Here is a 23,969-nt window from a genome sequence, read left to right on the forward strand (position 1 = left end):
GGCCTCGCCATGTCATTGACGCCCCATGGGTTACTGTATACATATGTATCCAACGGTATGCAATAGACATCGATTACCCTCGGGGAAATGCTTATGAAGAACGACGATCTGGGTCTGGACACCCGCCTGGCGCATTGCGGACGATCGCCCGCAGACCATTCCGGTACCGTCAACACACCGGTCTACCGCGCCTCCACGATCCTGTTTCCCAACCTTGCGGCCCTCGATGCGAAAGAGAGCGCGCGATTGCGTTACGGTCGCCGCGGAACCCCCACCACGCACGCTCTTGAAGACGCGATCTGCGCCCTGGAGGGAGCGGACAAGGCACTCGTTACGCCCTCCGGTGTCAGTGCGATCAGCATCATACTGATGAGCTACGCCGAGCCGGGCGCGCATTTCCTGGTGACCGACAGCGCCTACGGCCCCACGCGAAAGTTCTGTGAATTCACGCTGAAGAAGTTCGGCATCGAAACCACCTATTACGACCCGACCATCGGTGCAGATATCGAAACCCTCATACGCCCCGAAACAAAGCTGATCTGGATGGAATCGCCCGGCTCCCAGACCTTCGAGGTCCAGGACGTGTCTGCCATCAGCGAAGTCGCGCGGCGCCGCGGCATCGTGACCGTCATCGACAATACATGGAGCGGCGGATACTTCTGTCAGCCGATCTCGCAGGGCGTTGACATATCCGTGCAGGCCGGAACGAAATATATTTCGGGACATTCGGACCTCATGCTCGGCACGATTGCGTGCCGGGAGCAGGAATATGACCGCCTGCGCGAGGCCTATCTGCGCTTCGGTCTCTGCGTCGGACCGGACGATGCCTTTCTCGCCCTGCGCGGCCTGCGCACGATCGGCGTACGCATGGCCCAACACCACGTCAACGGACTGGAAGTTGCGCGCTGGCTGGGCGAGCAGGACGAGGTGCTACGCGTGATGCATCCGGCCCTGCCTGAAGATCCCGGCCACATGCTGTGGCAACGTCATTTCACCGGGGCCTCGGGCCTGTTCGGCTTCGTCATACGCGCTGTCGATCGGACGGCACTGGCCCGCATGTTCGACGGGTTCACCCTCTTCGGCATGGGATCGAGCTGGGGTGGCTTCGAAAGCCTGATGGTGCCAAGCAACCCCTCCGTCTACCGCACCGCCACGACCTGGGAGCCCGGCGGACAGACGATCCGCATCCATGTCGGGCTGGAAAACCCGGTCGACCTCATTCGCGAGATACGCCAAGGGCTTGATCGTCTGCGGTGACAGCCGCTTGCATCTGCGGCTAATGTTCGACGACATTTGTAGTGCGGCGGAAAAAACGTCTGTATAGGGGCGAGGAGGTCACCCGCCATCGGCGGAAGGCCACACTTGAAAGGCATGGATATTCGCATGAAGCAAGTGTTGGAGCCCAACGCAGCGCGCCGCAACCCGCTTGACCATATTCTCGATCTCATCGAGAGCGGCGAACTGCGTCCGGGAAGCCGGCTGACCGAAACCGATCTGGCACAGCGCCTCGGCATCAGCCGGACTCCGGTGCGCGAGGCACTTCACCGTTTGCACACGATGGGACTGGCCGAGCACGGCCCGCAACGCGGGTTGATCATCGCACACCCAAGCGTCGATCACATTCGCCAGCTTTTTGCCGTTCGTGAGGGGCTTGAGGGCATGGCAACCCGTCTGGCCGCAGAGCACGCATCCCGCGCGGAAGTCAATCTGCTGCGGGAAATGGTCATGCAGGACCGCGATCTTACCGATCCCCAGAAGCTTCTTGCCCGCAACAAGCTGCTGCACAGGCAGATCGTGCAGGCCTCGCACAACAAGTTCATGGTGGAGGCGCTCAGCAATCTGCGTGTCCACCTGAGCCTCCTGCCCGGCTCGACATACACGAGGGCCGACCGCGTACAGTCCGCGCAGGCCGAGCACGAGGAAATCGTGGACGCAATCGCACAAGGTGATGGCGATCGCGCCGAACGAGCCGCACGCCTGCACATTTCCGAGGGTTTTCAGATACGTCTGAAAATGCTGGCGGAGGGAAGCGACGATTGAGGTTCCAACGGCCACGTGGTTTGGCAAACTGCCGGCCGCACCAGGCATTTGGTGCTTTCAGCCGCTTTGGAACACGAAAGCGATCAACGCATGTCGTAAGCTAAAGCACGTACCGCAGCATCATTTCCAGCCCCAGAAGCGCAAGCGCGATCAGGAAGCAGCGCTTGAACGTTGCGGGACTGACGCGCCGTCTGACAGACTGCCCCGCCCACATGCCGAACAGTGCCGGGACAACGGCGGCCGATGAGAGCAGGAGCGTATGCGTCTCAAAGACGCCGCGTGATCCCAACGCAGCGGCGAGCGCGATGGTGGATACCGTAAAGGAAAGGCCGAGCGCCTGAACGAGGTCATCCCTTCGCAGTCCAAGGGCTTGCACATAGGGCACGGCAGGAATGACGAACACACCCGTCGCGCCGGCGATAAGGCCCGTCACGCCTCCGACAAGAGGCGAGAGCCAACGTTCGTCCTGCGGGCGGACCTGAAAGGGACGCGCGAAGAGGGTGTAGACGGCATAGGCCGCAAGCGCGAACCCGAGCATGAAGGTGCTGAGGCCCGTTTCCCCGTTTTTCAGAATTGAGGAGCCGGCGAATGTCCCCAGCATCACGCCTGCCATCATGGTCCAAAGACGTCGTACAATGACCATGACGCTCGGCCCTGCCAGCAGCTGCCAGACATTTGTCACGAAAGACGGGACGATGAGCAGGGCGGCGGCCGCGAGCGGCGAGAACAAACCACCGAGCACGCCCATTGCCACGGTCGGAAGGCCCATGCCGGTGACGCCCTTGACGATTCCGGCGACAAAGAACGTGGCGGCAACGGCGATCAGCAGAGAGTTTGACAGGTCGATCATTTCTTTTCGATACCCGAATAGGAAACCCCGGCAATGCGCCTTTGCCGTATCCAGCCTTCGGCTGGACCGAAGCCTGGCTCGGTTGTAACATCAAGACATGCGCTTTGATTTCACCGATCTTGGGCTGTTCCTCGCCGTCGCCGATGCCGGCAGCATTACGCACGGGGCATCTGCCGTCGGGCTTTCGCTTGCTGCTGCGAGTGATCGCCTGCGCGAAATGGAGATCACGGGGCAAGTCAAGCTCATGGAACGGGGCCGCCGAGGCGTGGCTCTGACGGAGGCGGGCGAGGCACTGTCCCATCACGCCCGCGAAATCCTCAATCGGGCCTCCGTCATGCGCGGGGACATGGCACGCCACGCAAAGGGTATACGAGCGACGATCCGCCTGCATGCCAACACGGCCGCCATCGCGGAAGTCCTGCCGGCACGCCTCATTCCCTGGGTCGCGATGCATCAGCAGGTCGATATCGATCTGCAGGAGCGCCAAAGTCACGAAATCGCCCGAAGCGTTGCAGCAGGTTTCGCCGACATCGGCGTGTTGTCCGATGCCGCTGCCACGGATGGGCTGCGGCTCAGGCCCTTCACCGTGAGCAGGCTTGTCATGGTGTCGGCGCAGTCGCATTGGCTTGCGCAGGAGAAGGACGTTCCGTTCTACAAGGTGGCCGACGAGTATTTCATGGGATTGGAAAACGGCGCGTTGCAGGATCACATCGACCTTCAGGCCGACAGGCTTGCGGTGAAGCTCCGATACCGGATCCGGCTGCGCACATTCGAGTCCATATGTTCCGCGGCTGCCGCCGGTATCGGCGTGGCGGTCGTTCCCGAGACGATCGCCCGACGATGCAGGCGCTCGCATGCGCTTGCCATCACGCCGCTCGTAGACAGCTGGGCGAAGCGGTATCTTTCGGTCTGCATACCCGCAAACCTCGACATCACGCCGATGACCCAGGACCTTTTCGAGCATCTGGCAAAGGCGTGACAGATGAGAGGCTTGGCTTCACCGAGCCTCCTCTTCCACATCCCATGGACGGGGTCTGCCGGGTGTCAGCCTCGTTCGGGAAAGAGTGTCTTCAGGCCCTCGGGCGACGGCGTGGCGATGCCGCGCTCGGTGATGAGGCCGGTGATGAGGCGGGCGGGCGTGACGTCGAAGGCGGGGTTGGCGGCGGGGCTGCCTTCCGGCGAGATGCGCACGCTGGCAATCGAGCCGTCGGCGGCGCGGCCCTGCACGAAACTCACCTCGTCGGCGGTGCGCTCCTCGATCGGGATTTCCTTGACGCCGTCATGCACCGTCCAGTCGATGGTGGGTGACGGCAGCGCGACATAGAAGGGCACGTCGTTGTCGCGTGCTGCGAGCGCTTTCAGATAGGTGCCGATCTTGTTGCAGACGTCGCCGTTCGCCGTGGTGCGGTCGGTGCCGACGATCACCATGTCGATATCGCCATGCTGCATCAGATGGCCGCCGGCATTGTCGACGATCAGCGTGTGCGGAACGCCGTGTCCATTCATTTCCCAGGCGGTGAGATAGGCGCCCTGGTTGCGCGGGCGGGTCTCATCAACATAGACGTGGACGGGGATGCCCGCCTCGACGGCCATGTAGATCGGCGCGGTCGCCGTGCCGTAGTCGACCGTTGCGAGCCAGCCGGCATTGCAATGGGTAAGGATGCGCACGGGCTCGCCCGGCTTCTTGTTGGCCGCGATCTTGCGGATGACATCGAGGCCGTTGGCGCCAATGGCGCGGTTGAGCTCGATATCCTCTTCGGCAATCTCGGCGGCGCGCACATAGGCGGCACCGGCGCGCTGGTCTTCCGGCAGCGGGGCGAGATGATCACGCATCGCATTGAGCGCCCAGCGAAGGTTGATGGCAGTCGGGCGGGTCTCGTTCAATTCTTCCCAGACAGCATCGAGATGCGCATCGGACGGATCCTGCGCCATGGCGATGGCGACGCCATAGGCCGCGGTGACGCCGATCAGCGGCGCGCCGCGCACCCACATATCCCGGATGGCGACGGCGACATCGGCAACCGTCTGGAGCGTGACGACACGGAATTCATGCGGCAGCCAGCGCTGGTCGATGATGTCGACGGAGCGGCCATCCTCGTTAAGCCAGATCGTACGGTAATGGCGTTCTTCGACTTTCACGCGATGATCTCCTTTTCAAGCCGCTCCACCGTCTCGCGGATATCGCGAAGACCGTGGATGCGCTGCCGGTTGACGGCGAGGTGACGCCCGAGCTTCAGGGCCTTGCTTTCGCCGGACGCGCGGCGGTCGGGGTCGGCGATGGTTTCGAAATCGGCATTGTGGGCAAGGCCGAGGATACGGCGGTGGATCTCGATGCCGGCAAAGCCCAGCATCTCGCACCAGATCTCATCGATGACGATGGTAAGCGCCTGTTCGGCGGCGAGTTGGTCGTTGCGATCCTCGAAGAGGCTGGCCTGATAGAGGATGCCCTTGCGCTCGGTGCGCCAGAGATGGGAAAATTCCGCGCGAAACGTCTCCCACAGCGTATCGATCGTATCGAGCAGGTAGGCGCGCATGCCGTCGCGCGCACCGGGGGATGCCTCGTGGCCGGCCTGCGAAAAATAGCTCATCCAGAAATTGGCGATCAGCATGCCGACGTCGAAGCTGATCGGGCCGTAGAAGGCGAACTCCGGATCGATGACGCGGGTCTCGTCGTCGGTCACCATGACGGAACCGGTGTGCAGGTCGCCATGGCAGAGCGTCTCGGCCTTGGCGGCGAACAGATGCTTCAGCCGCTGTGCTTCGACCTTGAGGTCACGGTCGGCGCGCAGTTCGGCGACTAGCGGATCGAGCTGCGGCGTTGTGTGGCGATTCAGTTCAGCTTCGAAATAGGGATCGGAAAAGACGAGGTTTTCCGTGATGTCGCAGAGCTCGACATTGTCGGAAAACAGCGCGACATCCGCCTTCTTCTCGCGTGTGACCATGGAAAGATCGGAGCCGCGGAACAGCGTGCGGGCGACGAACAGGCCGAGGTCCCGGCCGATCTTCGGCAGGGCGCGCCCGTCGATCAGCGCGCGGCGCAGGATGACATGCGGCGTCAGGAACTCCATGACGATGATGGCCTGCGCCTCGTCGAAGAACAGGATCTCCGGCACCATGCCGGGGTCGCGTGCGCCCTGGCGCTTCAACGCGTGATATTCGAAGAAGGAGCGCTTCAGCGGCAGCGGCCAGCTCTCGCCGACGAGGCGCACATAGGGCAGCGCCTGCTTGACGATGACAGCGCCCGTCTCTCCCGTGACGATGAAGACCAGATTGAGGTTGCCGTCGCCGACTTCCTTGATCGTCCAGCGCGACGAATCGTTGCCGATCCTCTCTTTCAGGGCGGCGTTGCCGCCAAGCCTTTCCGGCAATGTCTCGGCGCTCAGCGCCTCGAAGACGGGACTGTCCATGATGTTCTCCTCCTGCGCACGGGGCTGCCTCCATTGCCTGCCGCCATGCCGTCTGTGCCCACAGCTAAGGCATCATTCTGTCAATTGTCAACGGCCTTGACATTTGATGAGAGCCTATCCTAACGTGGCGTCAATGGGAGGATTGAATGAGCGAACAGGCAGTGTTTCGCATTGAGGGCGTGCGCAAATCCTTTGGCCCGGTTCCGGTGCTTCAGGGTGTGGACCTCGACCTCAAGGCAGGCGCAGTGACGGTTTTGATGGGCGCCAACGGCGCCGGCAAATCCACGCTCGTGCGCATCGTTTCGGGCGTCTACACAAAGGACGCCGGCACGATCACGCTGGCCGGTGCCGCCTTTGAACCGGCAACGCCGGCCGAGGCGATTCGCGCCGGTGTCGTCACCGTGCACCAGAATATCAATGACGGTGTGGTCGCCGATCTCGATGTCGCGACCAACCTGACGCTCGACCGGCTGAACGGGCGCGGCGCGCGGCTGTTCTTCAACCCGCGCCGGGTGCGCCGCGAGGCCGCCGCCGTCGCCTCCCGCATGGGCCTGTCGATCGACCTTGCCGCCAACATCAACGACCTGACGCTGGCCGACCGCCAGATGGTGGCGATCGCGCGCGCCATGGCGCATGAGCCGAAGGTGCTGATCCTCGACGAGCCGACCTCGTCGCTGTCGAGCGCGGAAGCAGACCGCCTGTTCGACCTCGTCGACCGCCTGAAGGCGCGCGGCGTCGCCATTCTCTATATCTCGCACCGCATGTCGGATATCCGCCGCCTTTCCGACAGCATCCTCGCATTGCGTGACGGCCGCATCACCGGCCGCTTCGAGGGGCCGGAACTCGACTACGAAGGCGCGGTCAATGCCATGCTCGGCCGCAAGGTCTCGGCCGGTGCCGTCGCGGTGCGCGAGGCGGGCCGTCCGGTCTTCAGCGTACGTGGCCTTAAACTGTCCGAGCAGACACGCCCCTTCGATTTCGATCTCGGTGACGGCGAGATCGTCGCCGTCACCGGCCTTGTCGGCGTCGGCAAGACGGCACTTGCGGAAACGCTTTTCGGCGTCCGCGCGCCAGCAGCCGGCGAGATGACGCTGGACGGCAAACGCTATGCGCCGAAGACGACAGGCCAGGCGATTGCCCAGGGCGTCTTCCTTGTCGCCAAGGACCGCGCGATCAGCGGCATCGTGCCGGACTTCAATATCTACGAGAATATCAGCCTGCCGTTCCTGCGCCGTCTCTCGTCCTTCGGCATCGCCAGCCGGCGCGCGGAAAAGACCAAGGCGCGCCAACAGATCTCGGCGCTCGGCGTCGTCTGCCGCAGCGAGCGCGATGAAATGCAGACGCTATCGGGCGGCAACCAGCAGAAGGTCATGGTCGGCCGGTGGCTGTCCGAACCGTCGCGTCTCTTGATCCTCGACGAGCCTTTCCAGGGTGTCGACATCGCCGCACGCCGGGATATCGGCGAAAAGCTGCGCGCCTCTGCCGCCGGGCGCTCCACCATTCTTTTCCTGACGGAACTCGACGAAGCCTTCGAGGTCGCCGACCGCATCTTCGTCATGTCTGAACAGACCATCGTGGGGGAGCATCGCAATGCCGACATCGATGTCGAGCGGCTGCTCTCCGAGATCGCCGGACAATTCTATCAACAGGTCAGTGCATGATGACGAGCCAACAGAGCAATTCCACCGGCGCCGTCCCGCCGGCTGCCTTCAACTTCCGGGAAACCGCGATCAAGTACGGCTTCCTCGTGCTGCTCGCCGGCATGGTGTTGTATTTCTCTCTCGTCACCGGCGGCTTCGCCTCGCCGCAAAGCGCGGTGTTCATCCTGCAATCCGTGTCGATCACGGGTATTCTGGCGCTCGGAGTCACCGCCACACTCGTGGTCGGCGGCTTCGACCTGTCGATCGGATCGGTTGCCACGACGGCCATGATGGCATCGTCCTATGTGATGGTCGTGATGGGCGGCGACGCCTTGACGGCGACGCTCGTCTGCCTTGCCGTCGGCGTGCTCGTCGGCCTCGTCAACGGCATCATCATCGTCTACATGCGCGTGCCGGATCTGCTGGCGACGCTCGGCATGATGTTCCTGCTGCTCGGACTGCAACGTATCCCGACCGAAGGGCGTTCGATCGCGACAGGCATGACACTGCCGGACGGTTCGACGGCGACCGGCGCCTTCAGCCCGGCCTTCCTGGCGCTCGGCCGCCACCGTTTCGATCTCATCCTGCCCAATCTCGTGCCGGTTTCGGTGGTCGTGCTGATCGTGCTCGCCATCGTCATCTGGTTCTTCCTCGAATACACCCGCTTCGGCCGCATGATGTATGCCGTCGGCTCCAACGAGCGGGCGGCGAGCCTCGCCGGCGCGCCGGTCAATGCCTACAAGATCTCGGCCTATATCATTTCCGGCGTCTTCGCTTCGATCGGCGGCATCCTACTCGCCGCCCGCCTCGGCCGCGGCGATATCGCCTCAGGCAACAACCTGCTGCTCGATGCCGTCGCCGCCGCGCTGATCGGTTTCGCCGTGCTTGGATCCGCCAAGCCGAATGCCTTCGGCACGGCCGTAGGCGCCCTCTTCGTCGGCATCCTGCTGCAGGGCCTGACGATGATGAACGCACCCTACTACACACAGGATTTCATCAAGGGCGCCGTGCTCGTCATCGCCCTGATCTTTACCTTTGCGCTCTCGAAAAGAGGCAAACGCTGAGGCGGGAGGCCTTGGCGGATAACCAAAGTTCACCAGTGGAGGAGACTGACCATGAATTTTACGCGTAGAACCCTGGGCAAGATGACGCTCGGGCTGATGGCAGCAGCGTCGTTCGCCGTGCCGTCCTTTGCGGCGGACATGCCCAAGCCGTTCGACAAGCCGGGCGACGTGAAGATCGCGCTCGTACGTTATCTCTCGACCGGCGACTTCTTCCAGTCCTACCTCGCCGGTGTGGAAGCGCAGGCCAAGGCGCTCGGCGTTCAGCTCCAGGTTTTCGACAGCCGCCAGGACGCGGCACTCCAGGCCGACATGGTCGATCAGGCCATCGCACTCGGCGTGCAGGGTATCATCATCCAGCATGGCCTGACGGAATCCATGAAGGAAGCCGCCCAGCGCGCGGTCGATGCCGGCATCAAGGTCGTCGCCTTCGACGTCAATGTCGAAAACGACAAGATACCGCAGGTCGAGCAGTCCGATCGTGACCTCGCCCGTCTCGCGCTGGAGCAGGCGATCAACGACAATGGCGAGAGCTTCAAAGCCGGTTACGTCTATGTCGCTGGCATCGCGCCGCTCGACCGCCGCGACGAGACCTGGAAGGAGTTCAAGAAGAAGTATCCTGGCATCAACGAGGCCGCCCAGTTCGGCACGATGGACAATCCAATCGCCAACTCGGTCGCCAATCAGGCGCGGTCGGTGATTTCAGCCAACCCCGACATCACCGTGATGTTCGCCCCCTATGACGAATTCGCCAAGGGCGTGAAGATCGCTGTCGATGAGGCCGGCCTTTCTTCCAGCGTCAAGATCTACTCGGCCGACATCTCGACCTCCGACATCGCGGCCATGCGCGAATCCGGCTCGGCCTGGGCCGCGACGGCCGCCACGAACCCGGCCGTGGTCGGCCAGGTCTCGGTACGCTCGCTCGCCATGCTGCTTGCCGGCGAAGACCCGGGCAAGCAGGTCATCGTGCCGCCGACCCTGATCACCCAGAAAGACCTGAACGATCAGGATATCAAGAACATGGAAGAGCTCGGCGCAAAGCTGCCGCAGTTCGCCCATGCCGACGTCGCCATGCCGGCATGGATGCCGAAGCCCTGATTTCGGCATTTGGGATGACAAAGGGGCGGCCCATCGGGCCGCCCTTTTTGTTGTGCTCGGGCTTTTAAAGGACTATATTTGGCCCGAAGGAGTTCTCATGAAGCTTTCCGAACAGGTCAGGCCGATCAGCTATCTCAAGGCGCATGCGCCGGAAGTCGTGCGTGCGCTCTCCGAAAACCGCCAGCCAGTGGTGTTGACCGTTCACGGCGAGGCCAAGGCTGTCCTTCAGGATGTTGGCCAATACGAGGAGACGCAGGAGACACTTGCGCTCCTGAAAGTGCTGGCACTGACGACACGCCAGATCGAGGACGGTAAGCTACGCCCTGCCGGTGAGGCTTTTGCTGGAATCCGCAAGCGTCTGTCGGCGGACTGATGAACTGGCGTGTTCTTCTCTCGCAAGACGCTGAAGGAGACATTGAGGATCTCTATCACTTCATTGCCCAGCGGGATGGAACAGGCACCGCAGAGCGTATCCTCGGTGAGATTGAAGCAGCGATCATGTGCCTCAATGAATTCCCCGAGCGCGGAAATGTCCCTAAAGAACTCGTCTCCATAGGTCTTAGCGAATATCGCGAGATCCATCACAAGCCGTGGCGTGTGATCTACCGCATCATGGGAAAGGATGTGGTGATCTATTGCGTTGTTGATGGAAGGCGAGACATGCAGTCGTTTCTGGAGCGCCGTCTTCTGCGCTAGAGCGGGTCGGCCAGTAGGCCAACCCGCATGTCAGCATCACCGCATTGCCGCTGCGATATTGCCGCCATCGACGGTGGTGACATCGGCGGTCGTGCGTTCGGCGAGCGCATGGTGCACGAAGGCGCGCGCCACGTCTTCCGCCGTGACCTCGAGGCCGAGCAGGTTGCCGCCCATATATTCCTTCACGGAAAGCCCACGCGCAGCAGCGCGGTTGGCGATCATCTCGTCATTCAGCAGGCCGGAACGGATGCGGTCGGCGTTGACGGCGTTGACGCGAATATTGTCGGCACCGTGCTCCAGCGCATATTGCCGCGACAGGAAGAGCGTTGCGGCCTTCGGCAGGCCATAGGCGCCGAATTTCGCACCGGGATTGACGGCCTGCTTGGAGGCATTGAACAGCAGCACGCCGCCGGTCTTCTGCGCCTTCATGATCCTTACGGCATTCTGCGCCACCGTCTGGTGAGCGAAGAAGTTCAACTCGAAACTCTTGCGCAGCAGCGCGTCGTCCATCGTGGCGATCGGGCTTTCCCAGGCTGCACCCGCATTGGAAACAACGATATCGACACCGCCGAAGGTGGCAACGGCTTTGTCGAACGCCATGCGGACGGAGACGGGGTCGGTGATATCGCAGGCGATGCCGATCGAGTTGTTGCCGGCCGCCTTGGCGACGGCCGCCGCCTTCTCGCCGTCGAGATCGAGGGCCACGACATGGGCGCCCTCGGCCGCGAAAGCCTTGACCACCGCGGCGCCGATGGCACCCGCCCCACCGGTAACGACCGCCACCTGACCGGTAAACGGCTTTGGCTTGGCGCCGGCGAGCTTCGCCTGTTCCAGCGACCAATACTCAAGATCGAAGAGATCGGGACGGCTGACCGGCTCGAAGCGGCCGACGGACTCTGCGTCACGCGCGGCTTCGATCCACATCTCGCCGACATCGACGGCAATGGTCGCATCCTTGAGCGTCCGACCGTGGCCGAACATGCCGAGGCCGGGCACCAGCGTCAGCCGCGGCATGGGATCGAGCATGATGCGCTTGACGTTGTCGCGGGCGTTGTTGCTGCGGAAATACTCGGTGTAGTCGGCGGCGAAGGCGGCGACGTGCTGATCGATGACAGCGCGGTAGCCGGCGAGATCATCGCTGGGGGGTGCCAGCAGCACCATTGGTCCGGTCTTGATGCGGATGGAGAGGTCGGGCGTCGAGACGCCGCGCGCCGCCATGTCCTGGACTTCCGCTGCGTTGACAAAATCGAGGATGGCCGGCGACGCGCGAAAGACGCTGACCATACGGTCGTAGCGGCCCTCGCCCTTGTCGACGGCGACGGCGCCGCGCAACATCGGGGCGATGTCGGCGGGGCTTGCGAGCTTTGCGGGCAGGGTGGCCGGCTTGAAGGGGTTGCGGCCGTTTTTCCTGACGTGATCCTCCGCGACTGTGACGTAATGGATCATCCGATCATAGGCTTCTTTGGCGGTGTCGCCGAAGGTGAAGATACCGTGTTTGTCGAGGATCAGGCCCTCGACCGTCGGGTCTTGCTCGAACACCTCGGCAGCGGCTTTGGCGAGCGCGAAACCGGGCATGATATAGGGCACGAAACCCATCTTCTTGCCGAAGAGTTCGAAGCTCATCTCGCGGCTCTTCGCCTGGTCGGCGATGGCGAGGATGGCGGTCGAGTGGGTGTGATCGACGAATTTGTGCGGCAGGAATGCATGCAGCAGCGCTTCAACGGAAGGATTTGGCGCACCGGGATCGATGAGATTGGCACGCAGCAACGTCACCATGTCCTCATCCGACAACCTGTCGAGCTTGCGGCTTTTGAGAAGCGGGGCGATCTTCACGGCGGGCAGGCCGGGCGGCTCGATTACGCCCATGTCCCAGCCGCTGCCCTTCACACAGAGCACCGCATGGGTGTCGCCGACGAGATCGGTCACTTCGGTCTTCACGGATGTATTGCCGCCGCCGTGCAGCACCAGCCGCGGCTCACCGCCCAGCAGCCGGGTCGTGTAGGTGCGCAGTGCCAGGTCGCGGTTCACGCCCTTGGATGCGTAGCCGGCGACGACTTTTTCCGCTTCGTCGTCGCGCCATAGATTTTCCATGTTCATCCTCCCGATAACCGGTCCAGCCGGCACCGGCGGACCTCCAAACCTTCTTCAGACCTCGCTCGACCCGCTGTCGGCCAAGCCCCTCCGGCCACGTCCTTCCTTGGACCAGCGCTCCAGAATGCGACGCGCCATCGAGGTGGTCACGACCAGATGCGAGGCAAACCCTCCCTTCAGCGCTGCCATCAACGGCTCGAACTTGTTGTCTTCCTGCACAACAAGCATGCGCTTTTCGATCGAGCGGATGGAATCGAGGTCGGCGGAAATGCAGCGGCGGTTATGGTTGCAGTCCAGCCACTGGCCGTCATGATCGATGAGTTGGCCAGCGATGACGCCGGCTGCTCCGTTCTCTCCCAAGGCATGCATGTCGGCGGCAGACAACGCACCGCATTTGACGAGGTGGCTGTCATCCTCGATGCCGCCGACGGAATAGAGCGCAAGATTGCAGTCCGAGATCGTCGCAAGCTGATCCTCGATGACGGGCTCCCTTCGCAGCTCCTCGGCGAGACGTTCGGAAGACAGGACGAGCGGTGCGTAAAAATTGATGCCTTCGGCATTCAGGCGCCGGGCGATTTCCGTCGTGCACTGGTCCGGGCGATAGGAATAGGGTGCGCCGAGATTGCCGCAGAGCTGCACGACGGTGACGCCGCGTAGGTCCGCAAACGGCATGACATCGGCGATATGATAGACCGTGCGGCCCCAGGCAACACCCACCCTGTCGCCCTTGCTGAGCAATTCCAGAAAGACGGATGCCGCAACGACCGGCATCTCCGATGCGGGGTCCATTGCCTGACGGTCCTCAGGCACAAGCCAGGCCGTGCTCAGGCCCGTGGCATCCTCCAGCTCCCGCGCGAGGACATCATCGGAGAACAGCTCCGAAGATGTCGAGATGGTGACGATGCCCATCTCGCGTGCCTTGCGGAGATACATGGCTATGGATGCGCGGGAAATCCCGAGCCGCTGCGCCACCTCATCCTGCCGCAGGCCGTGCGTGTAGTATAGCCAGGCGGCCTTATGGATGATCTGGTCGTTGACTCGGATTGGCATCGGGGCTCCATCAGTGGAGCCCTGACATTAGTCAACATGGCTGACAAAAGTCAACACATGGCTTCATTTTCATGGTGTCAGCTGAGCGCGCATCGCAATGTCTTGTGCTAAACTGCCTTTCGTTTCAGCCTGATCGCAACAAGCAATCCGATGATCATGGCAAACACGATGATGTTGATGAGGCTTGAGAGGGCATAGAGTTCCGGTTTGACGCCATATCGGAGCGCACCCCATGCGACGGACGGCATGGTCGGCGTCGCCCCCAAAAGATAGAACGACACATCGAGACCGTTCAGGGAAAGCACGAATGCGGTGATCAGGCTTCCCATGATGCCCGGCCACGTGATCGGCAGCATGACCTCGAAGAAGGAACGCAAGGGCGAAGCACCGCAGACGATCGCCGCCTCATTCATGCGCCAGTCGTACTTGTAGAGCATCGCCGCCATGATCAGGAAGCAGAAGCTGAAACAATGCACGGCGTTCGCGATGATCGCAGTCAGCATGTTCCCCTGAAGTTCGAACAGCATGTAGTAGAGCGCCATACTCGATATCCCCAGGAGGATTTCGGAGACGAACAGCGGCGCGGCGAAGAATATGGCGTAAATCAACGCCCGCTTTCCAGCGAACCGCAGGACGCCGACTGTGGCGAGAAAGCCGAGCACGGTGGACAGTACAGCCGTGCAGGAGGCGAGAAGAAGACTGTTGAGGAAGGCGCTTTGGTAGACGGTGTTGGTCGAGAGGCGGACATAGCTCGCGACGTTGAATTCCGGCGGATAGGGAAAATTCGGCCGTGTCGAAAGCGATGCGAACAAGATGTGCACGATCGGCATATAGAGGAAGGCGAAGACCAGGACGAGGAAGGCTGCCAGCGTCCATTTGATGAGCGAATCTGTAAAGCTCGGGCTCATGCTACTGCCTCCCCAATCCCGTAAAGCCAGTGCGGCGAAGATCCACGCCATAACTCAGGATCGCGAGCGCGATCGCCGAGAACAAGAACAGGACGACGCCCATGGCGGCTCCAAGAGCCCATGTGCCCGACTCGCCGAATTGCTGCGCCATGGACATGCCATAAAGCGTGCCGTTCGGTCCGCCGAGGAAGCGCGGTACCAATGACGCCGAGAGCGTCGGAATGAAGGCGAGCATGAAGCCGACGATCGTGCCCGAAAGATTGAGCGGCCAGACCACCTCGGTGAAGATTCGGAACCGGTTGGCGCCACAGGCGCTGGCGGCATGCGCCAGCCTGAAGTCGAAGTTGATCAGCGACAGGTACACCGTCGTCACAACGAGTGGCAGATACAGATAAATAAAGGCGATGAAGGACGCGGCATTGGAATACATGATCATCCTGAGCGGCGCGGCCCCCATGCGGATCAGCGCGCCGTTGACCAGGCCGGCCGGTCCAAGCATGCCCTGCAGCGCGATGAGGCGGAGAACCTCGCCCGACAGAAAGGGAATGACGAGAAGAAGCGAGAAGATGATGCGGTAGCGCCCACCGTAACGAACGATGAAATAGGCGATCGGCCACGACAGGGCCACCAGCGTGACGGACACGCCGACCGCCATGACAAGCGAGCGGACAAAGAAGGTGATGTAAGCCCCCTCCGTCGCGAGCGTGGTGTAGTTCATCAATGTCCAATCATGGACGATCTTGTAGTTCTCGGTTTTCCAGAAGCTCAGGACCACCAGTGCGGTCAGCGGCATGACGAAGAAGAGCAGCAGGAAGGCCGTCGGGATATTGAGGATGAGGCGGCGCTGGAGATTAGCGTCTTGCATCGTCAGCTCCGTCTTTGAAGATGTGACAATCGGCCGGGTTCCATGACAGCAGCACCCGCTCCTGAAGCGGGATCGGATCGTTCCGCTTCGGTTTGACGGCGATCACCGTATCGCCGCGATCGGTCTCGAGCACATATTCGAGGAAGGGTCCACGCAGCACGACGTCCACCACCTTGGATGGAATGCCCGCTCCGCCATCCTGTGTAAGCGTAATGTCAAACCGCTCGTTCTTGACGAAAATTTCAACCGCGTCACCCGGCTTGAATGTCTTGTCGGACGGCAACGCGAATTCGTAATCGTGTCGGGTCAGGCGCACTGTCGCACCGTCCGGTTCGACGACACCCTGGAATTTGCTCGATTTTCCGACGAAACGAGCGACGAACGGTGTCTGCGGGTGATCGTAGATCGCCTGCCGCTCACCCAGGGCTTCGAGGCGCCCATTGTTGATGACGGCGATCCGATCGCTCATCGAGAGCGCTTCTTCCTGGTTATGCGTCACATAGATGAAGGGAATGCCGAGCTGTTTCTGGTACCGCCGGATTTCGATTTCCATTTCCTGCCGGAGCTCGCGATCGAGATTGGCAAGCGGTTCATCGAGAAGCAGGAGCGTTGGACGTGCCACAAGGCCGCGGCCAAGGGCGACACGCTGTTGCTGGCCGCCCGAAAGCTGGCTGGGATAGCGGTCCAGCATCGTGCTCAGTGACAGGATGCCGGCCACCCATTCGACCCGTTCCTCGATCTCGGCCTTGGCCTCGTTGCGCATTCTCAAGGGAAAGGCGAGATTTTCGCGCACCGTTCTGTGCGGAAAGAGCAGGAACTCTTGGAACACCATGCCGATCCCGCGTTTGTGTGGTGCGAGCTCGGTGACGTCCTTTCCCTCGAAATGGATGCGGCCTTCCGTCGGGCGATCGAGGCCGGCGATGAGGCGCAGCAACGTGCTCTTCCCCGACCCGCTTGGCCCCAGGATGGCGATGAATTCTTCCTTGGAGATGTCCAGACTAACATCGTCCAGTGCTTTGAAGGCGCCATAACGCCGCGACACGTTGTCGATCCGGATGTAGGAACTTGCGTTGCTCATGAGATTTCCTGCGTTGCAGGCGGCCAGGGCAACAGAGTGCCCCGAAGCCGCCCTACCCCCGTGAGGACGAACCGATCGCTCAGGCGGCCTGAACGTTCGACCAGACGCGTTCCCACTTCTCGGGCGAGGAAGGCTGATCAAACATGAAGAGGTCGGCGATCTCGTTCGAGCGATCCATCAGGAACAGTTTTCGCTCGGTTTCATTCGAGATCGCACGCAGATCGACTGTCGTCGAGCATCCCGCCACCTCGCCGATCTTCTTCATGACCGCAGGCGAGATCATGAGATCGATGAAGCTGTTGCAGAGATCGAACTTCGCACCGTCCTGCACGCCCGAGGTCACCAGCCAGGTATCAACCCAGCCGAGACCGCCTTCCTTCATCTTCAGCGCATGCCGGAAATCGACTGGCGCGGCGCCTTGCGCTTCGGCCGTCAGCAACTGCCGGAAGACCTGTGCGAACTCGGTCGCGGCGACGACTGCGCCGCTTTGCAGAAGCTGGAACAGCGTCGGATTGTCCTGGTAGCGGGTGAGAAGCAGGCTCTTCTGCTGGATCAGAAGCTTCTCGACCTCCGCAAGCTCTTCATCGGACAGGACATACGGATTGAACGGCTTTCCGTCCGGACGCGGCTTGTCCCGGCTGCCGAGGCGATCCGTAACCAGGAGTGCCGCAAGCGCGATGTTCTCCTCGAAGCGCGCGCTGGTCGACAGCATGCCCGAGTAGTCGGAACTGAACATGCATTCGAGCGTCTCGGTTCGTTCCGGCGGGACCTTGCCGGCATCATAGGTAATACCGTACGCGCCCCAGCAGAACGGGAAGCCGATCTTCTTGCCGGATTGGGGATCGGAAAGGACCTTGAACGCTTCGGCTTCAAATTCCGGCAGATAACCGGAGGCGTTCGGGACCTTGGAATAATCCACCGCCCGCAACAGCCCCTCACGGAAATACAGTTGCGGCCAAAATCCGTCGGCCTGCACGAGATCGAATTCCTTCGAACCGCCGACGCGAAGCTTGTTGTAGGCTTCCGAATTGCCGTCGAAGAAGGAAGGGACGAACTTGACCTTGTTTGCCTCCTCGAAGGCCGTGATCTGGTCGGGAAGCAGATAGGCTTCCCACATCAACGCACGAACCGTATCCGGGGCTGCCCAGGACGGGCGCACAAAAGGCATAGCGAGCGCTGTAGTGGCGCCGGCGACAAGAACGCTTCTGCGCGTAAGCTTGGTGTCAAACATGTAGGAATTCCCCTTCGTTGTTCTGGTTCGACATGTTGCTTGCATTTAAAGAATGATGTGCCGTTGCCACTTGGATGGCGGCGCCGCAACGTTGACCTGCGCCGATGGCTCCGATGACGTCATAGGCACGGAAATCCGTTGCACCGGCGACATATGGCGGGCGCCAAGACAAAGCCTCCAATATCCTGACAGACCGTCATTTTTCCAGCACGCCCCAGGCCAATCCTCGACGCAATTAAGAACCAGAAAGCCGCTGGCAACAAGGACGATTGACGAATTGATTAATTCACCGAAATTATTAATTCGTCGACTCTTGTCGCCAACGTCACGATGCCACCTCGACCTGCTTTTATGGCCGGTTCGGCATGACGACAATTGACAAGGAAGGGTTCGCAAATTTATCGTCCCTGCTTATGAATATTCAATTGCGGCATATAAAGTCGTTCATCGTCGTTGCGCAGGAGAAGAGCTTCTGTCGGGCGGCGGAGCTTCTCAACGTGTCGCAGCCGGCCCTTTCCCAGACCATCATTCAACTCGAGACGAACGCCGGTTTCCCATTGTTCACGCGCACGACGCGCGCGGTCAGCCTCACCCCTTTTGGCGAACAGATGCTGACAAAAGCGCTGGCCGTCAGCCGGTCCATGGACCTGTTCCAGGAGGAGGCGCGGCGGGTCCAGCTGGCCCTCAAGAGCGAGCTGCGCGTCGGCTTCATGATCGGGACGGCGGTGGAGTTCATACCGGCGATCGTCAAGGAATTCGAGCGGGTTCGGCCCGATGCAATCCTCAAGCTGAAGGAATACGACTTTTCGGATCCGACCGCCGGCCTGATTTCAGGCGAGGTCGACTGCGGCATCATCCGCCCTCCGATTGGAGACGAAGACATCAACATCGTCGAAATAACGCGCGAGAAGTGTGTCGTGTGCCTGCCGACAGGACATCCGCTGGCGGCAAAGGAAACCGTTGTTCTCGCGGACATTCTGGACGAGCCGTTGATCGGCGCGCCGACGCCCGGACAATGGCGCGACTATTGGCTGGCCGGAGAATACCGGGATGCACAACATCCCGCGCAAGTCGTGCTCGAGGTCGCAACCGTGGAGTCGGAACTGCAGGCCGTCGCAATGGGCCGCGCCATCAGCATCACGGCAGACAGCACGGCGCGTTACTACGCCCGGCCGGGTGTCGTCTTCCGCGACATCACCGACATGCGCGAATGCATCATCGGAATTGGCCACCGCGGTTCTCCCACGGCACTCATGGCTGACTTCATCGACGTCGTCAGGCGGATTTCGTCATCCATTTGACGGAAATTCAGAGAAGAACGGCCCGAGTGAATCGTACAATCGGCAGAACAGGCGATATTGCCGCTCGGCTTGGGAATTTGCCGGATCCGGATAGTGAATCGTCTTCATCCGGACACAGTCCTCGGCCGCCGCCTCATAGGTCGCATAGTACCCGCACGACACCGCGCCGATGATGGCCGCACCGAGACTGGGAGCCTCTTCCTCGGCCGGGACTGCGACCGGCAGACCGCAGATGTCGGCCTTGATCTGTGACCACAGGGCCGATTTGGCGCCGCCGCCTGTCGAGATGATTTTCTCGAAGGCGATGCCCGACGACTGAAGGTTCTCGATGTTCTTCCGCAGAAGACAGGCGACGCCGCACATGATGGCCAAGGCGAAATCATAGGCGTCGTGGGCAATGGTCGCGCCGAAGAATACGCCCGTCGCATTGGGGTCGAACTCGGGTGGGTTCACGCCTGTCAGATAGGGCAGGAACGTCAGGCGGGGATCGATCGCCTTTTGGCTGCATCGCGCATCCAGGTCCGCGAAGGAGGTCTCCGGCAGAAATGCGTTCTTGAACCATTCAAGGCTGATGCCGCCGGATTCACATACCGGCAGATAGATGTAGCTGCCTTTGAAAGGCCCGCAGTAGACCGGCACATGCGTGGCTGCCGAAAACGGGTTTTCGACGAGGGTCGCGATCGAGGACACTGTTCCCGCCGACTCGCTTACGATACCTTGCACAGTATTGCCGGTACCGATCATGGCAGCGAAGTGATCCAGCGTGCCGGCGTTGACGAGACAGGCCGGTGGCAGGCCCGTCATTGCGCGGATATCGGGCAGGATTTCTCCGATCACGGAACAAGGCTCCACGAGCTTGGGTAAGCGGGAGACATCGACCCCGCAATGTTCCAGCGGCGCTTCCCAATAGGTTTTGTAGACGATGTCAAAATAATGGGAGAACGGATAGATCGAATGCTCGCCGACGAAACTACCGGTCAGGAGGAAGATGATATAGTCTTTCAGCAGAAGAAATTTTGCAGCGTTCTGGAAGCATCCCGGCTCATGGTGCTTGAGCCACAGGATCTTGGTCAGAGGCCAGGTGGGGATGATCTCCGGCTGACCTGTGATCCGATAGCAGGTGTCCTTGTCGAATATTGCCGACAGCTCGTCGCATTCGCTTCGGGAGCGCATGTCCAGCCACGAAATACCGTTGCGCAGCGGCTCCCCATGCGCGTCGGTAACAACCAGCGATTCCGCCTGCCCGGTAATGACCAGTTGATCCGGATGCCAGTTTGGAAAAGCAGCTGATTTTTGGACGCAGGATCGGATGAGGCCAATGATTTCGTTGAAATACTTCTTTGCATCGAATTCGACAAAGCCGTTCGCATGGATATAGGCCACCGCCTTGCTTTCCATGGCAATCGGCCTCAGGTCGCGCGTGTAACAGGCGACCTTTGTGTTTGTTGTTCCCAGATCGAGGGTGATGATCCCCATCGGCGGTACAACTCCTTCTTCCACCGTATCGTCGTTGTCAGCCGGCGGCGCATTGCCGACGTCATCGCGAGAGCAGGCTGTGGCTCGGCTATTCGCCGACGATCTGCACCCGGACGGTGCGCTCCCTCGGTCGGGTCTGATCCAGATCGGCGAAGTAGATCCGGCCGAACTCACCCAGGGTCATTTTCCCGTCCAGCAAGGGGATACTTTCCGAGCGGCCAAGCAGGGAAGATCGAATATGACCATCGGTGTTCAGGCACCAGGCATTGAGCTCGCCGCGAAGTTCGAGGGCCTGTTTGGTGTGGAAGGCGCCAGGGTGAAGATACTGCCCTTCATATTTGCAATCAGGGATGATCTTCTCCAGGCAATTGATCGTGTCCTGCAGGATGAGCGGGATCTTTGCATATGTCTCCGCCTCCGAATCTTCTTGGATCAGCACGCTGCAGCTGGTGTGCTGGCTGAACACGACGACGATGCCATCCTTCATGCCGGCCTCTGCGACGATCGAAGCGACCTTGTCGGTGACGTCCTCAAAATAGATGCCATGGGGCGAATTGACCGGGATCGTTTTATGAAACACGGGCATCCATCCAACTCCTTTAATCTGTGGTTCTTTCGCGATACGCTCGGCTCATGGCTTCGATCATGCGCGAAAGCATATCCTTCGGGTCCGCGGCACGCATGATGGCGCTCGTCGAGCCCGTGCCGTCGGCACCGGAACGAATGATCTGGTAGACGTCATGCTCGTCGCTGATGCCGGCCCCGTGCAGAACGAGAATGTCGTTCCCGACAGCCTGCACGGCGGCATTTATCCTTGCGACTTCCAGTGCATCGTCCTCGCCGCGCTTGCCGCCGCCGATAAGGGCCGGAGATTCCGCCAGCACCATGTTGGGCCGCAGCATCGCCACCGCCGCGCTCTCCTCGACCGTGGCGGCGCAAACGAGGGTGGCAAGGCCGACATCGTCCGCGCGACGGATTGTCTCGTTGAGAACCGAAAGGCTCAGCGGTTTTTCCGCGTGGTTTAAGAGAACGCCGACAGCACCCGCCTGCTTGAGGGCTTCCGGCAACACCGCGCCAACGCCCCGGCCAACCGGATTGGCATCCATGTGCTGGGCAAAGACCTTCAAATGCGTGGTGGCGTGCGCGATCCTCGAAATGTCGGTGTACTGCGCCGTAAAAATAATATCGACGTCGAACTTTCGGCACAGCGCATCCGCCTTGATCGCCAGATCAAGCGCCTCATCGCCATACATGTAGACCTTGGGGCCGATCTCGAAATACGGCGCTTTCAGCTTGAACGGCCTGAACATGACCGTCAGATCCTGGCGAGAATTCTGTTCAGGTAGTCGGCAGCTTCCGGCAAGGTCACATCAGGCTGCCCCATCGTACTGCATTCGAGGCTGATGAACTTGTCGTAACCCGTCGCCTTGAGGGCCTTCAGGCCACGCTCCCAATCAATACTGCCCCTGCCCGGCGTGCACCGGTTGTTGTCGCCCAGATGGACATGCCGGATCGAGCCGGCAACCGCATCGATGGCGTCCGCGATATCGACCTCCTCGATCGACATGTGGAAGAAGTCAGGCAGGACGCCGACCTCTTTCATGTCGAGCTTCGCGGCAACGCGGGCGCAATCGACGATACTGTTCATATAAGGGCTTTCGTAGCGGTTGATGCCTTCCAGCAGAACGGCCGCTTCGGTACCGGCAACGGTTTGCGCAATCTCCCTGTATGCGGCAAGGAAGCCCTCTTCCTGCTCCGGCGTCATCTGCTTGTAGACGTCAAACAGGGGCAAAGGGTCCTGGGGGCCCAGGAGATATTCGATTTCGGTAATCGCACCGATCCTGGCGCAGACTTCCGCCGCTTCGATGTAGAGCGCTTTCGTCGCGGCCCGCTCATCGGCATTCTCGCTCATCAGCTTGCCGGCTGCGGGCGACATGAAGAGGAACTCGCAGGGAACGACACCCGTGTTGTTTTCGAGCGTCAGCAGCTCCTCAAGTTTCTCGTCATTCCAGCCTGCGCGGTCCGCGAAGACGGTCACGCCGCTATAGCCCCAACGCCGCAGAAGATGCGCCTTCTCGGTCAGCGTCTTTCCCGGAACCATGATATTGGTGCACGATAAAATCATTTCATTTCCTTCGGGATATCGCTTCCCATGCAGCGCGCTCAAAAACAGGTGTAGGCGCCATCCACGATGAAGTCGGAACCTGTCGTGAAGGAGCTGGTGTCTCCCGCCAGATAAACCGCGATCGATTGCAGTTCCTCCGGATTGCCCATGCGCTTGATGGGCGAAAGTTCGTTCCATTGATCGATGAGCGGAACGAGCGCCGGCGAGTTGAGGGTCATTTCCGTCGCCATATAGCCGGGGCTGATCGTGTTGACGCGGACATTTCGCGTTGCCCATTCCACAGCCATTGCCTTGCACATCTGAATGACCCCGGCCTTGGACGCCGCATAGGACGCCTCCCGCTGCGGAACATTGACGATGTGCGCGGACATCGACGCCGTGCAGATGATCGACCCCTTGCCCTGCTTCAGCATGACACGACCGGCGGCTTGCGCGGTCAGGAACGTGCCGTTGAGATTGACCTCGATGATCTTCTTCCAGTCATCGTATGTGTCGTCCTCGACGGCGACTTCGTTAGAGATGCCGGCATTGCAGAATGCGATATCGAGCCTGCCGAGTTCCGACAGGATGCGATCGATCATTTCGTTCACCTGCTGCGGGCTGGTAATATCCGTCCTGATCGCGATCAGCCTGTTCGAGGTCGCCGACGATATCTCGGCGCATGTTCTTTGCGCCTCGTCCAGATCGAGGTCGACAATGGCGACCTGCGCGCCCGCTTCCGACAAGGCCGTCGCAATGGATTTTCCGATGCCCCTGGCCCCACCGGTGACGAACGCGACCTTTCCGTCCAGCCGCATTTTTTCGAGAATACCCACAGTGAACCTTTCCCGCAGTGATTTTGCCGTCTGCCCATCAGCAGAAGGCTTGAGAATGATGCCGCGCGATAGTCCGGACTCGGAAATCGGCGGGTCTGATGGTGGACGACAGCCGCACTGCGCCTTCGGTCAGCGCGCCATCAATGAACGCGCATGCCGCTCAGACGCTATCGCCGGGCACAGAGACCAACTGCCCTTTGACCTGGTCAAATTATGCATGCGGCCAGAATGGCAACA

General features: G+C 60.9%; 23 protein-coding genes. 9 read left to right on the forward strand and 14 right to left on the reverse strand.

Annotated features, from left to right (window positions below; all coding sequences use genetic code 11):
* Window positions 1–93 precede the first annotated feature (93 nt).
* On the forward strand, window positions 94–1,257 hold the full coding sequence (gene metC / locus K6301_RS19330) for a cystathionine beta-lyase (protein ID WP_247222176.1): 1,164 nt from the start codon (window positions 94–96) through the stop codon (window positions 1,255–1,257).
* Window positions 1,258–1,371: 114 nt separating this feature from the next.
* Window positions 1,372–2,040: a GntR family transcriptional regulator gene (locus K6301_RS19335; protein WP_425475432.1), complete on the forward strand. Its 669-nt coding sequence runs from the start codon at window positions 1,372–1,374 to the stop codon at window positions 2,038–2,040.
* A 100-nt stretch (window positions 2,041–2,140) separates the two neighbouring features.
* Here the strand turns inward: K6301_RS19335 and K6301_RS19340 are convergent, their stop codons facing one another.
* Window positions 2,141–2,890, reverse strand: a complete 750-nt coding sequence (locus K6301_RS19340) for a sulfite exporter TauE/SafE family protein (protein WP_247222177.1) — start codon at window positions 2,888–2,890, stop codon at window positions 2,141–2,143.
* Between the two features lie 97 nt (window positions 2,891–2,987).
* Here K6301_RS19340 and K6301_RS19345 point away from each other — a divergent pair, with 97 nt between their 5' ends.
* A complete protein-coding gene (locus tag K6301_RS19345; RefSeq protein WP_247222178.1) occupies window positions 2,988–3,869 on the forward strand; it encodes a LysR family transcriptional regulator in 882 nt (293 codons plus the stop codon).
* Between the two features lie 65 nt (window positions 3,870–3,934).
* On the opposite strand, the gene mtnA is transcribed toward K6301_RS19345, so the two are convergent.
* Together mtnA and mtnK are read right to left on the reverse strand one after the other, a co-directional pair.
* Window positions 3,935–5,029, reverse strand: coding sequence for an S-methyl-5-thioribose-1-phosphate isomerase (gene mtnA, locus K6301_RS19350; protein WP_247222179.1), 1,095 nt, complete (start codon window positions 5,027–5,029; stop codon window positions 3,935–3,937).
* Window positions 5,026–6,297 (reverse strand): S-methyl-5-thioribose kinase, encoded by a 1,272-nt coding sequence (gene mtnK, locus K6301_RS19355; RefSeq protein WP_247222180.1) that lies wholly within the window; start codon window positions 6,295–6,297, stop codon window positions 5,026–5,028. Before mtnK ends, mtnA begins: the two co-directional genes overlap by 4 nt.
* 146 nt (window positions 6,298–6,443) lie before the next feature.
* Between mtnK and K6301_RS19360 the strand changes: the two genes are divergently transcribed.
* From K6301_RS19360 to K6301_RS19380, 5 genes are all read left to right on the forward strand, one after another.
* A complete protein-coding gene (locus K6301_RS19360; protein WP_247222182.1) occupies window positions 6,444–7,958 on the forward strand; it encodes a sugar ABC transporter ATP-binding protein in 1,515 nt (504 codons plus the stop codon).
* Window positions 7,955–9,001, forward strand: coding sequence for an ABC transporter permease (locus tag K6301_RS19365; RefSeq protein WP_370340774.1), 1,047 nt, complete (start codon window positions 7,955–7,957; stop codon window positions 8,999–9,001). Before K6301_RS19360 ends, K6301_RS19365 begins: the two co-directional genes overlap by 4 nt.
* Window positions 9,002–9,052: 51 nt before the next feature.
* Complete coding sequence (locus K6301_RS19370) at window positions 9,053–10,096, forward strand: substrate-binding domain-containing protein (protein WP_247222183.1); 1,044 nt, start codon at window positions 9,053–9,055, stop codon at window positions 10,094–10,096.
* Window positions 10,097–10,193: 97 nt separating this feature from the next.
* Window positions 10,194–10,469: a type II toxin-antitoxin system Phd/YefM family antitoxin gene (locus K6301_RS19375; protein ID WP_247222184.1), complete on the forward strand. Its 276-nt coding sequence runs from the start codon at window positions 10,194–10,196 to the stop codon at window positions 10,467–10,469.
* Window positions 10,469–10,792, forward strand: coding sequence for a type II toxin-antitoxin system RelE/ParE family toxin (locus tag K6301_RS19380; RefSeq protein ID WP_247222185.1), 324 nt, complete (start codon window positions 10,469–10,471; stop codon window positions 10,790–10,792). The genes K6301_RS19375 and K6301_RS19380 overlap by 1 nt, the downstream gene beginning before the upstream one ends.
* A 36-nt stretch (window positions 10,793–10,828) precedes the next feature.
* Here the strand turns inward: K6301_RS19380 and K6301_RS19385 are convergent, their stop codons facing one another.
* The 6 genes from K6301_RS19385 to K6301_RS19410 form a co-directional block, all read right to left on the reverse strand.
* Window positions 10,829–12,883: a bifunctional aldolase/short-chain dehydrogenase gene (locus K6301_RS19385; RefSeq protein ID WP_247222186.1), complete on the reverse strand. Its 2,055-nt coding sequence runs from the start codon at window positions 12,881–12,883 to the stop codon at window positions 10,829–10,831.
* Window positions 12,884–12,937: 54 nt separating this feature from the next.
* Window positions 12,938–13,933: a sugar-binding transcriptional regulator gene (locus K6301_RS19390; protein ID WP_247222187.1), complete on the reverse strand. Its 996-nt coding sequence runs from the start codon at window positions 13,931–13,933 to the stop codon at window positions 12,938–12,940.
* A 107-nt stretch (window positions 13,934–14,040) separates the two neighbouring features.
* Window positions 14,041–14,841 (reverse strand): ABC transporter permease, encoded by an 801-nt coding sequence (locus tag K6301_RS19395; RefSeq protein WP_247222188.1) that lies wholly within the window; start codon window positions 14,839–14,841, stop codon window positions 14,041–14,043.
* 1 nt (window position 14,842) lies between these two features.
* Window positions 14,843–15,706, reverse strand: coding sequence for an ABC transporter permease (locus tag K6301_RS19400; RefSeq protein ID WP_247222189.1), 864 nt, complete (start codon window positions 15,704–15,706; stop codon window positions 14,843–14,845).
* On the reverse strand, window positions 15,693–16,784 hold the full coding sequence (locus tag K6301_RS19405; RefSeq protein WP_247222190.1) for an ABC transporter ATP-binding protein: 1,092 nt from the start codon (window positions 16,782–16,784) through the stop codon (window positions 15,693–15,695). The genes K6301_RS19400 and K6301_RS19405 overlap by 14 nt, the downstream gene beginning before the upstream one ends.
* A gap of 79 nt (window positions 16,785–16,863) precedes the next feature.
* Complete coding sequence (locus tag K6301_RS19410) at window positions 16,864–18,015, reverse strand: ABC transporter substrate-binding protein (protein ID WP_247222191.1); 1,152 nt, start codon at window positions 18,013–18,015, stop codon at window positions 16,864–16,866.
* A 365-nt stretch (window positions 18,016–18,380) separates the two neighbouring features.
* Here K6301_RS19410 and K6301_RS19415 point away from each other — a divergent pair, with 365 nt between their 5' ends.
* The gene (locus K6301_RS19415) at window positions 18,381–19,316 is read left to right on the forward strand and encodes a LysR family transcriptional regulator (RefSeq protein ID WP_247222192.1); all 936 of its coding nucleotides are present in this window, start codon (window positions 18,381–18,383) and stop codon (window positions 19,314–19,316) included.
* Here the strand turns inward: K6301_RS19415 and K6301_RS19420 are convergent.
* The 5 genes from K6301_RS19420 to K6301_RS19440 all read right to left on the reverse strand — a co-directional run bounded on the left by K6301_RS19420 (window position 19,305) and on the right by K6301_RS19440 (window position 23,732).
* The gene (locus tag K6301_RS19420) at window positions 19,305–20,792 is read right to left on the reverse strand and encodes an FGGY-family carbohydrate kinase (RefSeq protein ID WP_247222193.1); all 1,488 of its coding nucleotides are present in this window, start codon (window positions 20,790–20,792) and stop codon (window positions 19,305–19,307) included. The two genes, K6301_RS19415 and K6301_RS19420, sit on opposite strands and share 12 nt — an antisense overlap.
* 88 nt (window positions 20,793–20,880) lie before the next feature.
* Window positions 20,881–21,378 carry a secondary thiamine-phosphate synthase enzyme YjbQ gene (locus tag K6301_RS19425; protein WP_247222194.1) on the reverse strand — a complete coding sequence of 166 codons (498 nt, stop codon included), beginning with the start codon at window positions 21,376–21,378 and terminating at the stop codon, window positions 20,881–20,883.
* 13 nt (window positions 21,379–21,391) lie between these two features.
* A complete protein-coding gene (locus K6301_RS19430; RefSeq protein WP_247222195.1) occupies window positions 21,392–22,102 on the reverse strand; it encodes a triose-phosphate isomerase in 711 nt (236 codons plus the stop codon).
* A 5-nt stretch (window positions 22,103–22,107) separates the two neighbouring features.
* The gene (locus K6301_RS19435; protein WP_247222197.1) at window positions 22,108–22,917 is read right to left on the reverse strand and encodes a sugar phosphate isomerase/epimerase family protein; all 810 of its coding nucleotides are present in this window, start codon (window positions 22,915–22,917) and stop codon (window positions 22,108–22,110) included.
* A 38-nt stretch (window positions 22,918–22,955) separates the two neighbouring features.
* Window positions 22,956–23,732, reverse strand: a complete 777-nt coding sequence (locus K6301_RS19440; RefSeq protein ID WP_134646532.1) for an SDR family oxidoreductase — start codon at window positions 23,730–23,732, stop codon at window positions 22,956–22,958.
* Window positions 23,733–23,969 lie beyond the last annotated feature (237 nt).

Source organism: Shinella oryzae (assembly GCF_023038235.1).
Lineage (GTDB): Bacteria > Pseudomonadota > Alphaproteobacteria > Rhizobiales > Rhizobiaceae > Shinella > Shinella sumterensis.